At 36.5% G+C, this 23,604-nt stretch carries 21 protein-coding genes and 1 pseudogene; 12 read left to right on the top strand and 10 right to left on the bottom strand.

What is annotated here, in order from left to right:
- Positions 1-272: 272 nt before the first annotated feature.
- From A6J74_RS06235 to narI, 4 genes are read left to right on the top strand one after another with little or no spacing between them, the layout of a single operon-like run.
- Positions 273-3,956, top strand: a complete 3,684-nt coding sequence (locus A6J74_RS06235) for a nitrate reductase subunit alpha (protein ID WP_000729103.1) — start codon at positions 273-275, stop codon at positions 3,954-3,956.
- Positions 3,946-5,421 carry a nitrate reductase subunit beta gene (narH, locus tag A6J74_RS06230; RefSeq protein WP_000692706.1) on the top strand — a complete coding sequence of 492 codons (1,476 nt, stop codon included), beginning with the start codon at positions 3,946-3,948 and terminating at the stop codon, positions 5,419-5,421. Before A6J74_RS06235 ends, narH begins: the two co-directional genes overlap by 11 nt.
- A 19-nt stretch (positions 5,422-5,440) precedes the next feature.
- Positions 5,441-5,971, top strand: coding sequence for a nitrate reductase molybdenum cofactor assembly chaperone (gene narJ, locus A6J74_RS06225; RefSeq protein WP_002093771.1), 531 nt, complete (start codon positions 5,441-5,443; stop codon positions 5,969-5,971).
- 17 nt (positions 5,972-5,988) lie between these two features.
- Positions 5,989-6,678: a respiratory nitrate reductase subunit gamma gene (gene narI / locus A6J74_RS06220; RefSeq protein ID WP_000969189.1), complete on the top strand. Its 690-nt coding sequence runs from the start codon at positions 5,989-5,991 to the stop codon at positions 6,676-6,678.
- A 142-nt stretch (positions 6,679-6,820) separates the two neighbouring features.
- On the opposite strand, the gene A6J74_RS06215 is transcribed toward narI, so the two are convergent.
- Positions 6,821-7,513, bottom strand: a complete 693-nt coding sequence (locus A6J74_RS06215; RefSeq protein WP_000013862.1) for a Crp/Fnr family transcriptional regulator — start codon at positions 7,511-7,513, stop codon at positions 6,821-6,823.
- A gap of 378 nt (positions 7,514-7,891) precedes the next feature.
- Between A6J74_RS06215 and moaA the strand changes: the two genes are divergently transcribed.
- The 7 genes from moaA (at position 7,892) to A6J74_RS06180 (ending at position 13,821) form a co-directional block, all read left to right on the top strand.
- Positions 7,892-8,905 carry a GTP 3',8-cyclase MoaA gene (moaA, locus tag A6J74_RS06210; protein WP_002047925.1) on the top strand — a complete coding sequence of 338 codons (1,014 nt, stop codon included), beginning with the start codon at positions 7,892-7,894 and terminating at the stop codon, positions 8,903-8,905.
- 17 nt (positions 8,906-8,922) lie between these two features.
- Positions 8,923-9,936: a molybdopterin-synthase adenylyltransferase MoeB gene (locus tag A6J74_RS06205; RefSeq protein ID WP_001158119.1), complete on the top strand. Its 1,014-nt coding sequence runs from the start codon at positions 8,923-8,925 to the stop codon at positions 9,934-9,936.
- Positions 9,937-9,978: 42 nt separating this feature from the next.
- Positions 9,979-11,268, top strand: a complete 1,290-nt coding sequence (locus A6J74_RS06200) for a molybdopterin molybdotransferase MoeA (RefSeq protein ID WP_000890811.1) — start codon at positions 9,979-9,981, stop codon at positions 11,266-11,268.
- Positions 11,269-11,312: 44 nt separating this feature from the next.
- Positions 11,313-11,783: a molybdenum cofactor biosynthesis protein MoaE gene (locus A6J74_RS06195; RefSeq protein WP_000149949.1), complete on the top strand. Its 471-nt coding sequence runs from the start codon at positions 11,313-11,315 to the stop codon at positions 11,781-11,783.
- Entirely contained in the window at positions 11,780-12,013 is a 234-nt protein-coding gene (moaD, locus tag A6J74_RS06190) for a molybdopterin converting factor subunit 1 (RefSeq protein ID WP_000573668.1), read from the top strand. The genes A6J74_RS06195 and moaD overlap by 4 nt, the downstream gene beginning before the upstream one ends.
- Before the next feature lie 80 nt (positions 12,014-12,093).
- Positions 12,094-13,263: a nitrate transporter NarK gene (gene narK / locus A6J74_RS06185; protein ID WP_000841860.1), complete on the top strand. Its 1,170-nt coding sequence runs from the start codon at positions 12,094-12,096 to the stop codon at positions 13,261-13,263.
- Between the two features lie 54 nt (positions 13,264-13,317).
- Complete coding sequence (locus A6J74_RS06180) at positions 13,318-13,821, top strand: hypothetical protein (protein ID WP_000995727.1); 504 nt, start codon at positions 13,318-13,320, stop codon at positions 13,819-13,821.
- A gap of 193 nt (positions 13,822-14,014) precedes the next feature.
- Here A6J74_RS06180 and A6J74_RS06170 read toward each other — a convergent pair whose 3' ends face one another.
- The 6 genes from A6J74_RS06170 to ric form a co-directional block, all read right to left on the bottom strand.
- Positions 14,015-14,485, bottom strand: coding sequence for a precorrin-2 dehydrogenase (locus tag A6J74_RS06170; protein WP_000287169.1), 471 nt, complete (start codon positions 14,483-14,485; stop codon positions 14,015-14,017).
- A complete protein-coding gene (locus A6J74_RS06165) occupies positions 14,478-15,188 on the bottom strand; it encodes a sirohydrochlorin chelatase (protein WP_000676483.1) in 711 nt (236 codons plus the stop codon). Before A6J74_RS06165 ends, A6J74_RS06170 begins: the two co-directional genes overlap by 8 nt.
- On the bottom strand, positions 15,185-16,609 hold the full coding sequence (locus A6J74_RS06160; RefSeq protein WP_001014929.1) for a uroporphyrin-III C-methyltransferase: 1,425 nt from the start codon (positions 16,607-16,609) through the stop codon (positions 15,185-15,187). The genes A6J74_RS06165 and A6J74_RS06160 overlap by 4 nt, the downstream gene beginning before the upstream one ends.
- 58 nt (positions 16,610-16,667) lie before the next feature.
- On the bottom strand, positions 16,668-16,985 hold the full coding sequence (gene nirD / locus A6J74_RS06155; RefSeq protein WP_000942187.1) for a nitrite reductase small subunit NirD: 318 nt from the start codon (positions 16,983-16,985) through the stop codon (positions 16,668-16,670).
- Positions 16,986-16,999: 14 nt separating this feature from the next.
- A complete protein-coding gene (nirB, locus tag A6J74_RS06150) occupies positions 17,000-19,405 on the bottom strand; it encodes an NADPH-nitrite reductase large subunit (protein WP_000746922.1) in 2,406 nt (801 codons plus the stop codon).
- A gap of 307 nt (positions 19,406-19,712) precedes the next feature.
- Entirely contained in the window at positions 19,713-20,420 is a 708-nt protein-coding gene (gene ric / locus A6J74_RS06145; RefSeq protein WP_000401367.1) for an iron-sulfur cluster repair di-iron protein, read from the bottom strand.
- Positions 20,421-20,496: 76 nt separating this feature from the next.
- Between ric and A6J74_RS06140 the strand changes: the two are divergent.
- Positions 20,497-20,662 (top strand): annotated as a pseudogene (locus tag A6J74_RS06140) (DUF3954 domain-containing protein).
- A 382-nt stretch (positions 20,663-21,044) separates the two neighbouring features.
- On the opposite strand, the gene A6J74_RS06135 reads toward A6J74_RS06140, so the two are convergent.
- The 3 genes from A6J74_RS06135 to A6J74_RS06125 all read right to left on the bottom strand — a co-directional run bounded on the left by A6J74_RS06135 (position 21,045) and on the right by A6J74_RS06125 (position 23,452).
- The gene (locus A6J74_RS06135) at positions 21,045-21,383 is read right to left on the bottom strand and encodes a hypothetical protein (protein WP_000101563.1); all 339 of its coding nucleotides are present in this window, start codon (positions 21,381-21,383) and stop codon (positions 21,045-21,047) included.
- A gap of 332 nt (positions 21,384-21,715) precedes the next feature.
- Positions 21,716-22,504 (bottom strand): sulfotransferase family 2 domain-containing protein, encoded by a 789-nt coding sequence (locus A6J74_RS06130; protein ID WP_000909242.1) that lies wholly within the window; start codon positions 22,502-22,504, stop codon positions 21,716-21,718.
- 162 nt (positions 22,505-22,666) lie between these two features.
- Positions 22,667-23,452, bottom strand: coding sequence for a glycosyltransferase family 2 protein (locus tag A6J74_RS06125; protein ID WP_001098388.1), 786 nt, complete (start codon positions 23,450-23,452; stop codon positions 22,667-22,669).
- Between the last annotated feature and the right edge of the window lie 152 nt (positions 23,453-23,604).

Below are 23,604 nucleotides of genomic sequence, written 5' to 3'. Positions count from 1 at the left end.
CACTTTATATAAAAACGTAGGAATCTCTCCTGCGTTTTTTCTTATGCAAAAAAAGGTGAATCCTCAAAATGCTATTTTCCTAATAAGCTCACGGCTGACCGAAATCTTCACAACAAAAAAAAGTAATCTTTATTTATAAATGTTTCCCCGTAAACCGGTTTCCAAATGAATTTATGACAATCTCTTGAACTGTGCGAAATGTCACATCTGTATTTTACAACCTCTTTTATAGTAAGGGTATGTAAGAGAGACGTATTAAAGGAGTGAACAGTATGAAGAAGAAACCTTCAGCACTAATGAGACGTTTAAAATATTTTTCACCAATAGATCGTTATAACGATAATCATACACAAGAAACATATGAAGATCGTGAATGGGAAAATGTGTACAGAAAGCGATGGCAACATGATAAAGTAATCCGTTCTACACATGGCGTGAACTGTACTGGTTCATGTAGTTGGAACATTTATGTGAAAGATGGAATTGTAACTTGGGAAGGGCAGGAGCTTAACTATCCAACAACAGGTCCAGATATGCCTGACTTTGAACCACGAGGATGTCCACGTGGAGCGAGTTTTTCCTGGTACATTTATAGTCCACTTCGTGTGAAATATCCGTATGTACGTGGTGTTCTTTGGAGTATGTGGCAAGAGGAATTACAAAATAACAAGTCACCACTAGATGCTTGGAAAAGCATTGTGGAAAACCCTGAAAAAGCACGTAAGTATAAGCAGGCGCGTGGTAAAGGGGGATTCATTCGTGCGAATTGGGATGAAGTATTACAACTCGTTTCAGCTTCTTTACTTTACACAGTAATGAAATACGGTCCAGACCGAAATGTTGGTTTTTCACCAATTCCAGCTATGTCGATGTTAAGTCATGCTGCAGGTAGCCGCTTTATGCAACTTATGGGCGGGCCGATGCTTAGCTTCTATGATTGGTACGCTGATTTACCACCAGCTTCTCCGCAAATTTGGGGTGATCAAACAGATGTACCAGAAAGTAGTGACTGGTATAACTCTGGTTACATTATGACATGGGGTTCAAATGTACCGATGACAAGAACACCAGATGCACACTTTTTAGCGGAGGTTCGATATAAAGGAACGAAAGTTGTTTCAGTAAGTCCTGATTTCGCTGAGTCAACAAAGTTTGCGGATGATTGGATTAGTGTGAAACAAGGTACAGATGGTGCACTTGCGATGGCAATGGGGCATGTGATCTTACAAGAATTTTACGTAGATAATCAAGTGGAATACTTCACAAAGTATGCGAAGCAATATACTGATTTTCCTTTCTTTGTCACATTGAAACAAAAAGGAGATCAATTCGTCGCTGATCGTTTCTTAAATGCTACTGATATTGGACGAGAAACAAAGTTAGGAGAATGGAAGCCTGTTCTTTGGAACGAGAACACGAAAGATTTTGCAACACCTCACGGCACAATGGGGTCACGTTGGGATAATGAAAAGAAATGGAATTTACGTTTAGAAGATGAACAAACAGGTGAAAAGATTGATCCACGTCTTTCTTTACTTGGAATGGAAGACGCTGTGGGAACGGTACAAATTCCGTACTTCTCAGATGAGGGAAATAAAGTATTGGAACGTACAATTCCAGTGAAAAAAATTATGACAGAAGAAGGCGAAGTGTTCGTTACAACTGTATACGACTTAACGTTGGCAAATTACGGTGTGAACCGAGGGCTCGGCGGACAAGAGCCGAAAGACTTCAATGATGATGTACCATTTACACCTGCATGGCAAGAGAAAATGACAGGAGTGAAACGAGAGCTTATTATTCAAATTGCTCGTGAGTTTGCACAAAACGCAGTTGATACGGATGGGCGCTCGATGATTATTGTAGGGGCCGGTATTAACCATTGGTTTAATTCTGATACGATTTATCGCGCAGTTTTAAACCTTGTTCTTCTCGTTGGAGCACAAGGCGTAAACGGTGGCGGTTGGGCGCATTATGTCGGTCAAGAAAAATTACGACCAGCAGAAGGATGGCAAACAATCGCGATGGCAAAAGATTGGCAAGGGCCACCGAAATTACAAAATGGTACATCTTTCTTCTATTTCGTAACAGATCAATGGCGTTATGAAGATACACCGGTTGGACATTTAGCATCACCAATTGAGGGCAACTCTCGTTATCAACATCACGGTGATTACAACGTATTAGCGGCACGACTTGGCTGGTTACCTTCTTATCCGACATTCGAGAAAAATGGAATTGAATTATATAAAGAAGCTGTTGTTGCTGGTGCAACAACGCAAGAAGAAATCGGAAAATACGTTGCACAAAAACTAAAAGAAAAAGAACTAAAATTTGCGATTGAAGATCCAGATAATAAAAACAACTTCCCGCGCAACTTATTCGTATGGCGTGCCAACTTAATTTCAAGTTCTGGTAAAGGCCACGAATATTTCTTAAAACATTTATTAGGCACAACAAATGGATTAATGAATGACGATAGTGATTCGTTGCGACCAGAAGAAATTAAGTGGCATGAAGAAGCGCCAGAAGGGAAGCTTGATCTACTCATTAATTTAGATTTCCGTATGGCTGGAACAGCGCTCTATTCTGACATCGTCTTACCTGCTTCAACTTGGTATGAAAAGCATGATTTAAGCAGTACGGATATGCATCCATTTGTACATCCATTTAATCCAGCAATCGGTTCACCGTGGGAAGCACGCTCTGATTGGGATATTTTCACCGCTCTTTCTAAAGCTGTGTCAGATTTAGCGAAGAAAATCGACCTTGAACCAATGAAAGAAGTCGTTGCAACACCACTTCTTCACGATACACCGCAAGAATTAGCGCAACCACTTGGCAAGATTAAAGACTGGAGTAAAGGTGAGTGTGAACCAATACCGGGTAAAACGATGCCACAAATTCATGTTGTCGAAAGGGATTATAAAACAATTTATGACAAGATGACTGCACTAGGACCAAATGCTGGAAAACAACCAATTGGTACGAAAGGTATTTCTTGGTCAGCAGAAAAAGAGTATGAGCAATTAAAGAGCAAATTAGGAGTTGTTCGAACGGATTCTATTGCGAAAGGTTGCCCAGACATAAAAGAAGCAATCAATGCTGCTGAGGCGGTATTAACGCTTTCTTCGACAACAAACGGTCATATGGCTGTAAAAGCATGGGAAGCACTTGAAAAACAAACGGATTTAAAACTGCGTGATTTAGCAGAAGAACGTGAAGAAGAATGCTTCACATTCGAACAAATTACAGCACAGCCGAAAACAGTAATTACTTCTCCAGCCTTTACAGGTTCTGAAAAAGGTGGACGCCGTTATTCACCATTTACAACAAATGTGGAACGTCTTATTCCTTGGAGAACGATAACGGGTCGACAATCTTTCTACTTAGATCATGACATGATGAAAGAATTCGGTGAAACGATGGCAACATTTAAACCAATTCTGCAACATAAACCGTTCCGAAAATCACGTCCCGAAGTAGAAGGAAAAGAAATTACACTAAACTATTTAACACCGCATAATAAGTGGTCGATTCATAGTATGTACTTCGATTCATTACCGATGTTAACGCTATTTAGAGGTGGTCCAACTGTTTGGATGAATAAAGATGATGCGAATGAAGCTGGCGTCGCAGATAATGATTGGATCGAGTGCTTTAACCGTAACGGTGTTGTTGTAGCACGTGCTGTCGTAACGCACCGTATACCGAGAGGGATGGCATTTATGCACCATGCACAAGATCGCCACATTAACGTGCCTGGTACGAAATTAACAAGCACCCGCGGGGGAACACATAATAGTCCAACCCGTATTCATGTTAAACCAACACATATGATTGGTGGATATGGCCAATTAAGCTATGGATTTAACTACTATGGTCCGACTGGGAATCAGCGGGACTTAAATGTTGTAATCCGTAAACTGAAGGAGGTAGATTGGCTTGAAGATTAAAGCACAAGTCGGAATGGTAATGAACCTAGATAAATGCATCGGCTGCCATACTTGTAGCGTAACATGCAAAAACACCTGGACAAATCGTCCAGGTGCTGAATATATGTACTTCAATAACGTAGAAACGAAACCTGGAATTGGTTATCCGAAACAATGGGAAGATCAAGAGAAATATAAAGGCGGCTGGGAATTGAGAAATGGTGAAATTCAGCTGAAATCAGGTTCGAAAATGAAACGCCTTATGAATATTTTCCACAATCCAGATCAACCAACCATCGACGATTACTTTGAACCTTGGAACTATGATTATGAAACATTAACAAATAGCCCGCAGCGTAAGCATCAACCAGTTGCTCGTCCGAAATCAGCAATTACAGGCGAATTTATCGACAAAATTGAATGGGGTCCAAACTGGGAAGATGATTTAGCTGGTGGACATATAACAGGATTGCAAGATCCGAACGTAAAGAAAATGGAAGAAGAAATTAAAACAGATTTTGAAAATGTCTTTATGATGTATTTACCACGCATATGCGAACATTGTATGAATCCATCTTGCGTATCTTCTTGTCCATCTGGTGCGATGTATAAACGTGAAGAAGATGGGATTGTTCTTGTGGATCAAAATGCATGTCGTGCTTGGAGGTTCTGCGTATCTTCTTGTCCATATAAAAAAGTGTATTTTAACTGGCAAACGAATAAAGCAGAAAAATGTACAATGTGTTTCCCGCGTATTGAAGCTGGTATGCCAACGATTTGTTCGGAAACATGTGTAGGACGTATCAGGTATATTGGGGTAATGCTATATGACGCTGACAAAGTGAAAGAAGCAGCTTCTGTTGAAGATGAAAAAGATTTATATGAATCTCAGCTTACTGTTTTCCTAGATCCAAATGATCCAGAAGTAGCAGCTGAAGCGAAAAAACAAGGCATTCCTGAAGAATGGATTAAAGCAGCACAAGAGTCACCGATCTATAAAATGATTATCGATTGGAAAATTGCTCTGCCTCTTCATCCAGAGTACCGTACAATGCCAATGGTTTGGTATATCCCCCCGCTTAGCCCGATTATGAATATGGTGGAAGGGAAAGGAAGTAACTGGCAAGCAGAAGAGATTTTCCCTGCTATCGATAATATGCGTATCCCAATTCAATATTTAGCGAACCTACTCACTGCAGGAGATGAATCCCACATTCGTCTTACGTTGAAAAAAATGGCTGTCATGCGGACGCATATGAGAGCATTGCAAATTAATAAAGAACCAAATGAAGCAGTATTAAAAGAAATTGGTTTAACGAAACAGGATGTAGAAGATATGTATCGTCTTCTTGCTATCGCGAAATATAAAGATCGCTTCGTCATTCCGGGCACTCACCGTGAACAAGTTGCTGATTTATATAATGAACAAGGAAGCTGTGGTTTATCCTTCGCAGGTGGGCCAGGGTCTTGCATGACAATTTCTTAAATAAAGGGGGCGGAAAATGATGAAACAAAGTTTACAAACTGCTTTTTCTTGTTCTTCTTTTCTTCTCTCCTATCCGGAACTTGGGTGGGGAGAAGCTTTAACTGAAGTACAAGAAGAGATTGAAGCAATTGAACAAGAAGACGTTAAAGCAGCACTTACAGCGTTTATAAAACAAGCACTAGATAAAACGAACGATCAATTAATTGATCCTTACGTATATACATTTGATTTTGGTAAAAAGACAAATATGTATTTAACTTATATGAACACAGGTGAACAAAGAGAAAGAGGTATTGAATTATTAGAGTTAAAACAGCATTATAAAAAATCTGGTTTTGAAGTAACAGATAAAGAACTACCGGATTATTTACCGCTTTTGCTTGAGTTTTTTGCAAATGCAAATGAGCAAGATAGTGAGCCAATTATGAGTAAATACAAGGAAAATATACAAGCATTGCACGTTCAATTAAAAGAAGCTGATAGTATGTATGAACCAATTCTTGCAGCTATTCTCCTCGCTATCGATACATGGGGTGTACAGACAAATTAGAAAGGAGAGTTGTCAAAATGATGGATCAATTTCTATGGGTGTTGTTTCCCTATATCATTTTTGCAATCTTTATCGGTGGACATATTTTCAGATACAACTATGATCAATTTGGATGGACATCAAAATCTAGTGAACTATTAGAGAAGAAAATGCTCCGGGCCGGAAGTCTATTATTCCACTTTGGGATCATGTTCGTAATTGGCGGTCATGTTATGGGGATTTTAATTCCAGAGTCCGTATACCGTTCAATAGGTATTTCTGAACATATGTATCATGTAGTAGCAATTAGTTTCGGACTTCCGGCAGGTGTTGCTTCTATCATCGGTTTAATTATATTAACGTATCGCCGTGTAACCGTAAAACGCATCATTGCAACGAGTACAACGGGAGATTATATTGCGCTTATTTTATTACTTATCGTTATGCTGGCAGGACTTTCCTCAACATTTTTAAATATCGACTCAAAAGGGTTTGATTATCGTACAACGATCGGTCCTTGGTTCCGAAGTCTCTTTATTTTCCAACCGAAAGTTGAATATATGATGGAAGTGCCTGTATGGTTTAAAATTCATATTATTGCAGCGATGGGTCTATTCGCAGTATGGCCGTTCACTAGACTTGTACATGTATTTAGTGCTCCAATTAAATACTTAAGCCGTAGTTATGTAATTTACAGAAGACGTATTCCTAATAAATTGAAAAAATAATAACGCTTTGAACAAATAGCAGCTAAAACGAAACGAGGTCTAATATGGAAGGCCTCGTTTTTATTAATATAGGGGAATAACCGTGTACGTTATAATGAAAAAGTAACGTAATATGAAAAAAGATTAGCATCTAAATAAGATGCTAATCAATGCTACAAACAGAGGTAGAACAATCTTCACAAGCAATTTCACATTTTAAAAATTGTAAATCATGAATTGTAATCTTTCCTTTAGTAATAGAAATCGTACCCTTTTTTTTCAAATCATTTAACATTCGATTTACGCTTTCACGGGAAGTTGCACAGAAGTTCGCAAGTTCTTGATTCGTTAATGGTAAATCGATGAGAATACCATTTTCCTTTAACACACCATAACTATTTGTCATTCGTATGAGAGTAGAATACAGGGCACCTTTTTTGCCGTGTAATACTAAATCGCGGAACTTCGTTTGCATTCTTCTTAAATGTTCACTAATCCATTTCATAAATTCAAATACAAGTGCGGGTTTTTGGAGTAATGCTTTTTCTAAGGTTTCACGCTTTATTACTCCTACTTCAACATCTTCAAGGCATTTTGAATTTAATAAATACTTCGCATTGTCCGTGAATAATGTTAATTCGCCAATAATGTCGTATGCCGAACAAATACGGAGTGTTAATTCTTGTCCGTCAGCACTTAGTTTACTAATTTGTACTTTTCCTGAGTGGATGATATAGAGTTCTGTTGCTTCCATACCTTCTTGAAAAATAAAACTTCCTTTTTTTATCTGCATTTTATATTCAACAGATGCAAGTAATTCCTTTAAATCTTGAGATAATGTCATACTGTTTGCCACAGCGATCACCTTTCTTCTTATAAGCAATACATTTCCTATTTTGAGTGTAAGTATGATGAAAATGCAAGAGCTATTTAAAAAAAAGTGAAATTTCAATGACCGTACGGGAAAATAAATTAATATGTTTTAAGAGTTAATGGAAGTAAAGGGGTAAATGAGTATAAGTTTTTAGTTAAAAAGATAACCAAAAAAAATTCAATATGTAAAGTAGATGAGACTAAAGATGTGAACAAAATTCGAACGGATTTGTGAAGAATTTTTGAATGGGGAAAGTAATGTGAGAAAAGTCACATTGAATATGTAGCTTCTTTTTTATAATAAAGGCAAATAAAAAATATGAAACCTACTAAGGATTGCAGTAGAAAAGAAGGGATATAGATGCACGAGAAGATGAGGGATTCGTTAGAGCGGCCACTTCAAGATTTACGTATTTCAGTTATTGATCGTTGTAATTTTAGGTGTATATACTGTATGCCAGCCGAAGTGTTCGGATCTGATTATGCTTTTTTACAGGAAGAGTTTTTATTAACATTCGATGAAATAGAAAGATTAGCTAGATTATTTATAAGTATGGGAGTCAATAAAATTAGACTTACTGGCGGTGAACCTTTATTGCGTAAAGATTTACCAAAGTTAATTGCAAGGCTTGCAAAGCTAGAAGGCTTAACGGATATTGGACTCACAACAAACGGTATTCATTTAGCAAAACAAGCTAAGGCGCTAAAAGTTGCGGGATTAAAACGTGTAAATATTAGTTTAGATGCGATAGAGGATCACGTCTTCAAAAAAATAAATGGCCGAAATGTAAGCACAAAACCTGTATTGAAAGGGATTGAAGCAGCGAAGGCAGCTGGATTAGAAGTGAAAGTAAATATGGTCGTAAAAAAAGGGATGAATGATAGTCAAATTCTTCCTATGGCTCAGTATTTTAAAGAACAAGAAATTCAGCTACGTTTTATCGAGTTTATGGATGTGGGCAGTACGAATGGCTGGAACTTTGAACAAGTCATTACGAAGGAACAATTAATAGAGAAAATTAATCGTGTATATCCGATTGAGCCCGCCCAGCCTCGTTACTTTGGAGAAGTAGCTAAAGTGTATCGATATGTAGGGAGCGATGCAGAAGTTGGCTTTATTACTTCTGTTTCTGAGTCATTTTGTTCTTCTTGTACGAGAGCTCGTATTTCGGCAGACGGAAAGTTTTTTACATGCCTATTTGGAACGAAAGGAACGGATTTGCGAACGCTTCTTCGAGAAAATATTTCTGATGCATCACTATTAAAAATTCTACAACATACATGGGAGTTTAGAAAAGATCGGTATTCAGATGAAAGAACAGCAGAAAGTGCAAATAAACGTCCAAAAGTAGAAATGTCTTACATTGGTGGATAACGAAAGGAGGGTTCCCTATGCAAGAGCGTTATTCAAGGCAAGTATTGTTTTCTGGAATTGGTGAAATGGGACAAAGAAAAATAAAAGAAAAGCATGTGCTCCTAATCGGTGCGGGTGCACTAGGAGCTGCGAATGCAGAAGCGCTCGTTAGGATGGGAATTGGGAAATTGACAATTGCTGACCGTGACTACGTTGAATGGAGTAATTTACAAAGACAACAGTTATATACAGAAGAAGATGCACAGCAGTGTAAACCGAAAGCAATTGCAGCGGCAGAGCATTTAAGAAAAATTAATTCTGAAGTAGAAATTGTACCTGTTGTAACGGATGTTACAATGCAAGAAATGGAAGAGTTAACAAAAGAAGCAGATCTTATAGTAGATGCGACTGATAATTTTGATACGCGCCTACTTATAAATGATATTTCACAAAAAGAAAATATACCTTGGATATACGGTGGATGCATTGGAAGTTACGGCGTAACGTATACGATTCTTCCTGGAGAAACACCATGTTTTCGCTGCTTAATGGATCATCCTATGGGCGGTGCAACATGCGATACAGCCGGAATCATTCAGCCAGCGGTACAAATGGTTGTTGCTCACCAAGTAACAGAAGCGATGAAAATATTGGTGGATGATTTTGAGGCGTTAAGAGGAACAATGTTATCATTTGATATTTGGAACAATCAATATCTCTCATTAAAAGTAAATAGGCAGAAAAAAAGTACATGTCCATCTTGTGGGAATGTACGCACGTATCCAAGTTTAACATTTGAAGCACAGATGAAAACGGAAGTGCTATGCGGGCGGAATACAGTTCAAATCCGTCCAGGAATAAAAAAAATTCTTAATTTAGAAGAAATTCAAAAGCGCTTACAAAAAAGTGTGAATGTCAAAAAAACTCCATATTTACTATCCTTTCTAGTAGATGAATATCGTTTTGTGTTATTTACAGACGGCAGAGCGTTTATTCATGGGACTAATGATATGAAAATGGCAAAACGGTTATACGCAAAATATATAGGATGAACAGAAAGAGAGTTTCTTCTTATCAAAACGAGGTGAAAAAGAATGTTAGAAAAACGTACACCAATCTCAGTGGCAGAAGCAGTTGCACGTGTAATGGAATATGCCTATCAAGGTGAAATGGAAAAGGTTTCTCTTACCGAAAGTTACGGAAGAGTCCTCGGAGAAGATGTTGTTGCAGATCATGATGTTCCGCATTTTGATCGCTCTCCGTACGACGGATTTGCGATTCGAACAGAAGATACAAAAGAAGCAAGTAGCAGTAACCCAATTCAGTTTGAAGTGATAGGTGAAATTGGAGCAGGTTTTGTTTTTAAAGAGGAAGTAAAAGCATTTCAAGCTGTACGTATTATGACAGGAGCCGCAATTCCAGCGGGATGTAATGCTGTTGTTATGTTAGAACTAACGGAAGGGTTTGAAGAAAACAAAAAGACTTATATGAAATTAAAACGCTCTTTCACTTCTGGTGATAACATTTCTTTTCAAGGAGAAGATGTAAAACAAAATGCCATACTTGTGAAAAAAGGGACTTCTATTAACCCTGGAGTAGCGGCACTGCTTGCTACGTTTGGTTATAGTTCCGTGCATGTTGTAAGACAGCCGGTTATTGGAATTGTAACGACAGGGAGTGAACTACTCGAAGTACATGAACAACTGAAAGAAGGGAAGATTCGAAATAGTAACTCCTATATGATCGCTGCTCAAATTGAACGAGCGGGCGGAGTTGTACAGTATTATGGACAATTCGCTGACGATTTTGAGACGTGTTATAACACTGTAAAAAAAGCGATAAAAGAAGTTGATATATTAATTACAACTGGTGGCGTTTCAGTAGGAGACTATGACTATTTACCTGCTATTTATGAGAGATTACAAGCAAATGTACTTTTCAATAAAATAGCGATGCGACCAGGAAGCGTGACAACTGTCGCTGAGCTAGAAGGAAAACTATTATTTGGTCTATCTGGTAATCCTTCTGCTTGTTATGTCGGATGTGAATTATATGTTCGACCAGTCATTGGAACATACTTGCACAGGAAAGATCCGCACTTATTTCGAGCAGAAGCAATTTTACAGAAAGACTTTCCGAAAGCAAATCCGTTTACTCGTTTTGTAAGAGGGAATGTAGAACTTGTAGATGGCCAATTACAAGTTACACCAGTCGGTTTAGATAAATCTAGCGCAATTTCTTCACTTGCAGAAGCGAATGCATGTATCGTTCTGCCGGGAGGAACGAGAGGATTTGAAGCAGGAATAACCGTTTCGGTACTGTTATTAGAATCAAGCGCCGGAAGTGAGTGGCCGTGGGAAGAGCCGCTTCGATCATACAAGTAACAGAAAAATAGATTGCTAATTTATACAAAGATAAGAGGTGCAAGATGACACATACGTATTATGAAGTAATTGATACTCCTATTTTAATTGAAGATGTTACAAGTAAAGTAATTCGCCGTGAGTGCGGTGCAGTTACTACTTTTATTGGTACTGTCAGAGAATTTACGAAAGGACGTCGCACGCTTTATTTAGAGTATGTAGCTTATAAGACAATGGCGGAAAAACAGCTTGAGAAAATTGGTGCTGAAGTAGAAGCGAAGTGGCCTGGGACATATGTGGCAATTACACATCGCATTGGTACATTACAAATTTCTGATCTTGCTGTTGTTGTTGCTGTTTCTACACCACACCGGAAAGCGGCCTATGAGGCGAATGAATATATTATGGAGCGTATAAAACAAATTGTTCCGATTTGGAAGAAAGAGTTTTGGGAAGATGGTGAGTCATGGATAGGGGATCAGTTAGAGAAAATAGCATATGGTAATGGCGAACCTGAAAAGGAGATGAGAACATGATTGAAGTACTATTATTTGCACATTTGCAAGAAGAAGCAAGTAAGTCGGTCTTGCAAATAGATTGTGAAAATATTTCAGTTTCTGAACTAAAGGAAGTTCTGATTAAGAAATACAATGTAGCAATTTCAAACGAGATAATGGTCGCCGTAAATGAAGAATACGCAAATGAGGATGACATCATTCAAACTGGCGACGTCGTAGCAATGATTCCGCCAGTAAGTGGTGGTTGATTCTTTTCAGCCTAATCATGTTAGGACGTGATTAGGCTGGAGAGAATGAATATAACTATGCATACATAGGAGGGAACAGGATGAAAAGTCCTAATTTTCAATTAAGTTTACAAACTTCTAATCTAGTTATCGGTTTTATGGTATGGGTCATTTTATCATCATTAATGCCTTATATTAAAGCAGATATTCCATTAACTGCGGGACAAATTTCTATGGTAACAGCAGTACCGGTTATTTTAGGTTCTATTCTTCGCATTCCAATTGGTTATTGGACGAATCGTTACGGAGCAAGAAAATTATTCTTTATTAGTTTTATTCTTTTATTATTCCCTGTCTTTTACATTAGTGTTGCCAATTCTATGATGGATTTAATTATTGGTGGCTTATTTGTAGGGATTGGTGGTGCTGTATTCTCTGTAGGAGTAACTTCTTTACCAAAGTACTTTCCAAAAGAGAGCCACGGTTTTGTAAATGGTATTTACGGAGTGGGTAACGCTGGAACAGCAATTACTTCATTTTTAGCACCTGTTATTGCAACTTCAGTTGGCTGGAGAACGACAGTACAGTGTTATTTAATTTTACTTGCAGCATTTGCACTTATGAACTTTTTATTAGGAGATCGTAAAGAAAAAAAGGTGAATACACCATTAATGGAACAAATAAAAGGTGTATATAAAAATGAAAAACTTTGGTTTTTATGTATCTTTTACTTTTTAACTTTCGGATCATTCGTCGCATTTACAGTATACTTACCAAACTTTTTAGTATCTCACTTCGGATTAGAGAAAGTAGATGCAGGTATGCGGACAGCTGGCTTCATCGTATTAGCAACAATTATGCGCCCGATTGGTGGTTGGCTCGGTGATAAATTTAATCCATTTAAAATATTAATCTTCGTATTTATCGGTTTAACACTTTCAGGTATTATCCTATCATTTATGCCAAGCATGAACGTATACACATTTGGTTGCTTACTAGTCGCATTTTGTGCAGGTATTGGCAATGGTACAATCTTCAAGCTTGTGCCAATGTACTTCTCTGAGCAAGCAGGGATTGTAAATGGTGTTGTGTCAGCTTTAGGTGGACTAGGAGGGTTTTTCCCGCCATTAATTTTAACATTACTATTCCAACTAACAGGTCATTATGCAATCGGATTTATGGCGTTATCAGAAGTAGCGCTTGCTTGTTTAATTATTACAGTGTGGATGTATAGTCAAGAGAAGCTGTTAGTGATGTTAAAGAATCATTAATAGAAAAAAGGGTGCCTAGTAGAGGCATCCTTTTTTCTACTTAAACAAACAAGAATGAATTGTCTTATGTATAACAAGGGCCTTTTCGTAAATAATGTTGTTTTATTACTTAAGAATTTTATCTTTATTGATTTTATAAGAATTTCCCGCATAATTGTAACAAAGGGAGATGATTCCAAGTTGAGTAAACAGAATATCAGCACAACAGTTTCAGGAGATTTGATTGTTACCCATCTAATTGGTCAGATTAAAACAGAGGATGTGTATGAATGGTTTAATGATTTTGAGCAGGTTTGTCAGCAATTTATTTCTGAAGGGCGGAAATACAAATTATTGGTAGATAGAAAAGGATACACGCCAAATCATTTTTCTGTTCAAAAAGTATGGAAAGATAAGTTCTTCAATGAAACCATTTTGAATCATAGTAAGGCAATTGCATTTCTTCTTGAAGAAGGGGAGATACTGAATTATTTACAACAATCCAATACGAAAGAATCTGTGGAATTTTTCGATGATTATGAACAAGCGCTAATTTGGTTGAATGAATATCCAATGTAAAAAATGAATTGAAAGAGTTGCTCGTAATGTTGCAGTTATCATAACATTTACTTGTTTACAAGTTGCCGACACCATTCATTTTCTTCGCAGATTGCTTGTGCAGTTTCAAAAAAGAAACCAAAACAAAAAGAACAAACGCTTCTAAAAAACGTTTGTCCAAAGGTAATTACTATTTTGGCTAAGAAATAGATTATTATTTGTGAGTACGAGAAAGCTTTTTTATAAGTTTAGGAAGTATAGATGTTAATTCTTGCTTCATACGCTTTGTAGACGATGGATCTTTACCAGAAGTTGAAATAGTGACAATATATTCATTATTTCTTATAACGCCAGGTGTGTGAAACGATGATTCTGTACCATCGCTTACAACGTTAACCCACTGGAAATCGTGGGCGGCCTGTTTGACCATCATATTAACAGTATGTTGATTTGTAGCTGCATAAATAAGATGAGCATCTTTAATGTCATCATTACTAAAAGTTTTTTGCTTCCAAGTAATATAGGGAAGTTCTGTCATTTCCTCGCAAATCTCGGGGCTAATAACGGTGACGAAAGCGCCTGTATTTTTTAATCCAGACGCTTTTCGATATGCAATTTTACCTCCACCAATGATAACGACCACTTTATTATGTAGATTAAACATAAGAGGGTACATGCTATACATACACACATTCCTCCATTCGCTCTAATAATGCCAACTTCATATATGTATCAAACTTCAGGCAGTTACAAGTCGTAACGTGATCGTATTTTTTTGTATGCAATTTGATTTTTTGAAGCAATAATCCGGTAAAGAGAAGGTACGGCATGACATATACATGGGATGCGGCCGATGTTATAGTCTTGAGCTCAGCAGTAAAAGAGGGAGTTCCTTTCGTTAAAAAGGAGCACGATACTGGCATACTGAGTTTTCGTTCGACAGCTGCTCCGATTTGTTGTAACTCATGTATCGGCTGGGGGTCACTACTGCCTCTTCCTACGAGTAAAATACTACTACCTTGCATTGGAATAGTTTCACGTATTCTTTTCGCTACAAGTTCAACCATATGTGGATGCGTACTAAAAGGTGGTACAACTGAAAATGTTATATGTGGGTATTTCTTTTGTATTTGTTCTATTTCAAGAGGAATATCACGTTTATAGTGAGCTGCTGCAAATAATAAAACAGGTACAATCATTATTTCAGTTGCTCCCTCTAGTATTGTTTCTGTAACTGCATCCGAAATGGTAGGTGTTGTTAGTTCTAGAAAAGCTATTTTTTGAATTCTTTCGTTACGTTCTTTCATGACAGATTGAATAAAGCGAATAAATTGTTCATTGCCTTCTTGCAGGCGACTACCGTGTCCAACATATACAATTCCTTTCATCGTAGCACCAAATCTTTCTTCATAATAATGTCTTGTAATTGCTCATCTACATTATGTAATCCGACTTTATTCGCATAGTGTAAAGTTGGAACGTCGGTATACGAGAAGGGAAGAGTAAGAATATCAATAAAACCAAGTCGTTTTATTTCTGATAAAAAAGTATCAATTGAGGCACGCCCTTCAAACACAATGCTATCCCATGAGAATTCAGAAAGTATACGAGAATGAACTTCATCGAAACGATGATCAATTGTATACTCATGAGTCATCATATAGGAGCCAGCACCAATTTTCTCTTGAATAAAAGCAATTCGGTTAATATTTCTGCCTAAATAAACAGTTGTATGGGAAGAGAACTTTGCTTGTTTACTTAGTAGCCCATATTGCATAAGTTTTTCTTGAGTGGCAACATTCATGTGCTGCAGCTCTGCCTGTAAGGAACGAATATCTTTCTGGTATTTACTACATGCTTGCATCAAGATTTCTACACTTTCAGCTGAACAAAAAACAAGGCGATCAACGTTAAAAATTTCATTGATTTGTTCAAGTGTTAATGTATATTCTTCCTTTTTGAAAGTTGGAATTTGATATATTTCTGCACCGGTTTCTTGTAACCTTTGCTTCATTACACTTGTTTTATTTGTTGCAGATGCAAATAAAACTTTTTTACCATGTAATGGTTTACGTTCTTTCCAAGCGATTTGATTACGTAAGGAAACGACATCACCAACAATCGTCATGGAAGGGTTAGAAATATTTTCGGTTTTGACGTTATGAACAATGGTTGCTAGAGTCCCTGTGACAACGCGCTGTTTCCCAGTTGTACCCCATTCAATGACTGCTGCGGGTGTATCTTCTTTTTTTCCTGCTTGTAGTAAGTTTTCACAAATGGTAGGTAAGTTTTTTATACCCATGTAGTAGGCGATTGTGTCGCTATTGTGGGATGAATTATATTTTCCATAATCGGCCAAAGGACCTTTTGCATGTCCAGTTAGTAAAGTGACGCTATTACTGTAGTTACGGTGGGTGAGGGGGATACCTGCATAGCTACTAGCGGCGATGCTAGATGTAATACCTGGTACAATTTCATACGGAATGTCCGCAGATGCTAAAGTTTCTGCTTCTTCACCAACACGACCAAAAATAGAGGGATCTCCACCTTTTAAGCGTACAACGGTTTTTCCTTCTTTCGCAAATTGAAGGAGGTGGGCGTTAATCATTTCTTGTCGCATAGTATGATTTTTCGGCATTTTTCCGCAATAAATAAGTTCGCATGATTCTTTTGTATAATGAAGAAATCTAGGATTTAATAAGCGGTCATATAAGACGATATCTGCACGCTTTAAGCAGTCTATCGCTTTTTTTGTAATAAGCCCTTCATCACCTGGTCCTGCACCAACTAAATATACATATCCGTTCATATTCACACCTCATCTATTTTTATTTAAAAGGAAGCCAGGGGAGGCTTCCTTTTGTAAATTACATGTTGATATAAATGTCACCATCAATAACTTCTACTTCGTACGTTTGAATACAACCGTCATCAGGTTTTTGAACTTCACCCGTTATTAATGAAATTTTCCAATCATGTAGTGGACAAAATACGAATTCTCCAGATACAATTCCTTCAGCTAATGGACCGTTTTTATGAGGACAACGATTTTCTACAGCGCGAATATCGCCATTTGAAAGGCTGAATAGGGCGATAGACGTACCTTTCATTTGCACCTCTTTACCAATTTGAATAGGAAGGTCTTCCGCACGCATAATTTTTATTTTTTCTTTCGTTTGTAACATATACTGCACGCTCCTTATTTTACAGTTTCTACTTCATACATCGCTTTTAATGAATTCGTTTCTAGTGCTTGTCCCCATGCTTCCGTATATGTGCTACGAGCTGTTTGGAAACGCTCATTTAACTTAGTGACCATATTTGTATCTTGCAGTATTTCTTTTATATGATCGAAGCCTAATCGTTCTGTCCAGTAGGCAGTGCGTTCTCCGTAAATACCAGTTTCACGATAATATTGCATGTAAGCTGTAGCGATGCGAAGAACATCATCTTCAGTAGGGACAATCATTACAAAATCAGCTTCACGCACTTCCGTACCACCATTTCCGCCGATATATAGTTGATATCCATTTTCGACACAAACAACGCCAAAATCTTTCGTAAGTACTTCCGCACAGTTACGTGGGCAGCCCGTTACACCCATTTTCATTTTATGAGGTGTATCTACCATTTCTAATGATTGTTCGAGTAGCATACCAAGCCCTAATGAATCTTTCGTACCGAAACGACAGAAACGAGAACCAACACACGATTTTACATTACGAAGTGATTTTGAATACGCATATCCAGAAGTCATATGTAAGTCAGCCCATACGTTAGGTAAATCTTGTTTCTTAACACCATATAAACCGATGCGACTTGCGCCTGTAATTTTCACAAGAGGAACATCATACTTTTTCGCAACTTCAGCAATTTTCATTAAATCATCTGCAGTTGTAACGCCTCCGTACATACGTGGAATAACAGAGAATGTACCATCATGCTGAATGTTACCATTCATTCTTTCATTAACGTAACGGGATGATTTATCATCTTCATATTCTTCTGGAATTGCCATACGTAAATAGTAATTTAAAGCAGGACGACATTTCGAACATCCGTCTTCATGTGCAAAACCGAGTACATTTCGTACTTCTTTTGGCGATTTTAAACCTTTCTCATGAATCGCTTCTACGACTTCATCACGTGATAAAGTTGTACATCCACACATACCGGCAGATTGTGCTGAGGCATCAAACGCATCTCCAAGTGTATGAGATAAAATTTGTTCTACAAGTGGCCGACATTTACCACAAGAACCGGCGGCTTTCGTGCAGCCTTTTACTTCTTCAAAAGTCGTTAACTCTTGTTCTAAAATGGCATGTACGATTGTGCCTTTCGTAACACCATTACATCCACAAATCGTGTCATCCGCACTCATTGTAGCAACGTCAAGTTCACATTCTTCACCAGCTTTGTGAAGAATGGAAGCAGGTGTATATTCTTGTATATCTTCTTCTTTCTTTAACATACTAAAGAGGCGTGTACCATCAGCTGTGTCACCATATAAAACGATACCGGCGACTTTATTGTCACGAATTAATACTTTTTTATAGGAACGTTTACATTCATCAAAGATGGATATTGCTTTCGTTTGATCATCTTCATAGATTTGGCCAGCAGAGAATAAATCACAACCTGCAACTTTTAATTGCGTACCGACGATGCTGCCTGTATATCCATCAGTTTGTAAATTCGTTATATGTTTTGCTAATATTGCACCTTGTTCATATAGAGGAGCAACAAGGCCATAGGCGATACCGTCATGCTCTGCACATTCACCAACGGCATAAATGGATTCATCATTTGTTAGCATATAGTCGTTGACTACAATACCGCGATTTACAATTAAACTAGCATCTTTTGCTATTTGCGTATTCGGGCGTATCCCGACTGCCATTACAATTAAATCACAATCTACAACTTCACCATCTTCAAATTGAATGCCCTCAACATGGTCTGTACCAAGAATTTTTACCGTTTTCTTTTCCATGAGAAATTTCATGCCTTGTGCTTCTAAATCTTCACGAAGGAGAGAAGCTGCTTTTGTATCTAGTTGTTGCTCCATTAAGCTCGGCATTAAATGAACAACATGTACGTTCATTCCTAAATCAATAAGACCTCTTGCGGCTTCTAAGCCAAGTAACCCACCGCCGATGACAACGGCTTTTTTCTTATCTTTAGCAGTATCAATCATAAATTGTGTATCTTCAATTGTTCGAAATCCTGTCACACCAGGAAGGGTAGAACCTTCAACAGGTAAAATAAAAGCACTAGAACCTGTTGCGATAATGAGTTTGTCATATGTAAGAGTACGATTCTTTTCTGTGATAATGATTTTTTCTTCTCGGTTAATACTTTGAACTCTTTCGTTTGTATACAAGGTTATTTCATTTTCTTCGTACCAACTGTAGTCATTCATAATGATATCTTGCATATTTGTTTTGCCTTGTAAAACATGAGAGAGCATAATGCGATTATAGTTTGGATGTGGTTCATCTCCAAAAATAGTAATCTCATATGAATCACTATCATGTTTTAATATTTCTTCCATACAGCGTATGCCAGCCATACCATTTCCGATCATAACTAAACGTTTTTTCATATTCATTTCCCCTTTTTATGTGAAATGTTGAACAAAGTATATTATGTTTCTATTATAGAAAATAAAAAAAGAGGGAGATGTGATATTTATCACATCTTAATAATGATTCACAAATTGTTAAAATTCGGATTTATGTGGAGAGATAAGTGAAAGGGAATTTTTTATATGGGTAGGTGGGGGAGTGAAGAGACCCGCACCTAATTAAATAATAGTAAGCTGCCCAATGAAATGATAGGGGAAGTGTGACTATTTCTTACACAATGAAAAAGCAGGACATGAGCATGTATACTCATGTCCTGTGCTTTATCTATGCTTTCGTAATTGCACGTGGAAATAAAATGTTATTCTCTAAATGTATATGCTCAAATAAATCAGATTCTAGAGCTTCAAGACGTTGGTAAACAAGTCGATAAGTGCCACAAGCTCCTTCTGGAGGAGTAAAGTCATTTGTCACTTTACGAAGTTCTTTAATAATATTGCCAGCGTGGTTATGTTCATTCTCTAACTCATCCACTACTTTACGTAATTTTGCATAGTTTTCATCAGTTGGATGTTGTTCGAATTCTAAAATTAATGGGAAATCTTCTGTTTCTTCTTTAATTAAATGCTGTTCTAATTCCATCTTAAGTTCATGAAATAGCTTATGAATTTGAGCTAAATGAGGCTGACTAGCTCCATGGACGCGTAATACTTTCGTTACATACGGACTTAATTGTGGCAACTCTTCATTTAAATAGCGATGGTGCTTATTTATAACATAATCAATCAATTCGCGATAAGATGCATTTTTCCAATCAATTTCAGACTCGTTTAATAGTTTTGTTTTATCATAAAGCGTATTTAACTCTGTAAGTACTTCTGTTGCTGATAAATTTCTTTCATTAATTGCATCAATAAGTGGTTTATTACCACCACAACAAAAATCTATTCTATATGATTTAAAAAGATCACTAGCTTTCGGAAATTGTGTAACAATCTCACCGACAATAGAAGTTTCAGTAAATGTATGTTCCATATGAATGCCTCCATAAAGTTTAATGTGATAACTAAACCAAGAATAGCAATATATTAAAATCAATGTGGTGATATAAATCACTTATTATGTGTCAGTTTTGAAAATAAACGGAATATATGTTGTTAAAAATGGTCAGGTCCAACTAATAGAACCACCTCAAGGTGGATTTGGTGAACAATCATTTGTATATTCAAAATGGAAAAGTAATTCGTATGGAAGAGCGAAAAATTCGGTTAATATAATCAAATTTGAATTTTGTTAAGAAATGGGACTACAAGCATCAATAATTATATGGGAAAAAGAGCGTTATCACTGAAATAAAAAAGCCCTGCACACAGGGCATCTAAAAAGATACCTTAGCAATAATAACGATTTTGGGGACGTATTAGCTAAGGTATCTGGATGGATGGTTGCATACTAAGTATGCAGTCAAGAGCATTGTTGAATGTATTGGGTTATTCAACAAATTAAGAATAACACGAAGTTTCTGTTAATTCATCTGGTAAATTTGTCTAAAAAAATGCCTTTATAAAAGTTTTTCACCTAAGAAATGGATGCGTGGATCTTAACAAAAGCGTTATTTTAGCTAAAAGAGCATCTAACATAAGTTAAATACTCTTTGACTTAAAATAAATCTTCAGATGTATCTCTAATTGAATAGTTCTCACTAAAATTTACAATAGCAGAAATCTTTTGTTTTTTATCGTCAGCAACATGTCCGAATAGGTAAATCTCATGTGTTCTATATTCTTCCGGAGGCTCAACTTTTTTTATTACAATATCAAGAGTCTTCTCTTTTTTAAAGTAACCAATTGTAACTAGTTCAGCAGTTTTTTTTACTGTGGGCCATTCTTCACTGTATTCTTTTGGAATGGATTGAGCCGATACAAAATGTATAAATATAATCGGAATAGTTAGAAAAAACATACTTACAATTACGTAGCGTAATAATTTTCTTGCCATCAAGTGTCACACCTACCAATAATGTTTTATTTAATCAATCTAACAGTCTGTTATATTAAACCAGAATTAACCAATTAACTATCTATTTAGGTGACAATAGTATTACGAATTTGTAAGGTTTATTAAAAAAGAGCTTAATAGAAAGTCGAACAAAATAGTTATTTTGGAGGGGGACTCAATAGAAATCTTTTGAAAATTGAAATTCATTAAAAAGAGCACTATTAGAATAGTGCCCAACTTCAATTTGCAGGAGTATTATGAGGAAACTTAAGTAGTTGGCTTAAGTTTCTCTGTAATAATTATGAATTTATGATAAGGAAAATGTTTATATTTTAAAGTAATGTTGAGGGATATTTGTAAGTAGTGAAATCTTCTTTGAAGATATCTTCAACTAATTGAATCGTTTCTTCATCATAAAAACTATCATAGGTCGGATGCCTTGGGAATAAGGGATCTGTAATATCACCATCTGCATAGTTACCTTTGTAATTTGCTAGATTACTTTGGTGATGCCACGAGTTTATTAATCCGTTTAATGGAGATTTTTTTAAACAATGTTTGTCTTCTAAGATAGACAGATGGGTAGAGAATTTTTCAAGGTAAATGTAATTTGTAACGAACTCTTCTTCTCCTTGTATATATTGAGGTGTGAAGTGTGGGTTTACACCTTCAAAATTTGGTGCATGCGCTTTTAAATAATATAAATACAGTTTAAAGGAAATCTTTTTATTGCAAGATTCATCACCATAAAGATAACGACGGATTGGCTTCCACTCAGTGGATTCGTAATATGGCGCTGGTATAAGAGAAATAAAGGAACTTACAGCTCTTTTGAAAGGGTTTCTTACCAATTTATACGTGTCTTTTTCTTTTGCTTGTAATGCGTTGGCTAAATCAGTGAAATATGGTATGGAATTTTTATAAATTTCAAATTCATAGTTATGAACAAATGGGCTATATTTTACAACTTCTTTAAACAAATTAATGTGATAAAAGAACCAATATGCGAGTGAAGTGCAGCCGCTTTTTTGGCTCCAAAATAAGATTAAAGGGAAATCTTTGTGAAAGTGAGGGGGACGCCCATACTTGGCTATAAAATCATAAATATTTGTGATAAGCATATTTAACCTCCATTCACTTTGTATACTTTTCTTAGTGTATTGAGGGAATACTGAATATATGAAAATAAGCCATGAAAATGTCTGAATAATTTAAGAGAAATAACTTTTCATAAAAGCGTTATTTGAATAATTATGGATTGTGTTGATTTATAGATACAATAATTAATTTGGAAAACATAAATCTGGAAATAACAATTGATATTCTGGCATTAATCGAAGATCGCTAGTTAAGTTTGCATAGTGTAGATAATTTTCTTCTAATTTAGCTAGTGTTACAAGATGATGAGTACCCAAACCATTCTGGGCGCTATGTTTAGAAAGAGTAGGACCAATCTGTAGTTTCCGGTCCTTTATAGCGTTGTTCCATGGACTGTAAAAGAACTTTAAAATGAAAGCAGGATACTTGTAAATAGTAAACGAATAGAACGAGTTATGTCTTCCTACTGAATAGTTACCATGCGAATAATTATGAATTAATCTACCGCCGTTATAAATGGTAAGAGGACTAGGCTGAATTACTATTCCATGAAAACGTTGTTTGACAAGTGGAATTCCATATCTCGGTTTAGTGTAGGCATGCATAGGGTCATCTACCATTAAAATAGTTCTAATGGAATACATCTTTCTTTTTAATTTAGTAAGTGATGAAAAAAACTCTTCTTTATTAGAACAGCAAAGAAATTCAGTGGTATTTAACACCATTTTCCAGCCCGTAATTTCTTTTTCTATGTTCATTACTTCTTGATCAACTAATACGGCATCAAACTCTAATACTTTTGAATCACGGATTTCCCAATGAGGTGCAAATAATTTGCATATTTCAACCGAACGATCAGTAGACCCACGATTAATAAGAATACCATGATCAAATAATTTTGTATGGTGCATTAACCACCACGGAAGCAGATACTCTTCGTTATAAAAATGAGAAATTAAAGTTGTATTCATAAAGAGTCCTCCTTTCAAAATTTTGTGGAATATATCCTTGTCTAGTATGATATGCTACTTGATCTAAAAAGTTTTCTTTAAAAATTATAATGGATGTTGAGATTTAAAAACACTCAATGAAAGAATATAGCCCACCATGTTCTGAATAATGC

It is taken from the genome of Bacillus sp. FDAARGOS_235 (assembly GCF_002073415.2).
Taxonomy (GTDB): domain Bacteria; phylum Bacillota; class Bacilli; order Bacillales; family Bacillaceae_G; genus Bacillus_A; species Bacillus_A toyonensis.
This window is presented reverse-complemented; position numbering and strand designations above follow the sequence as displayed.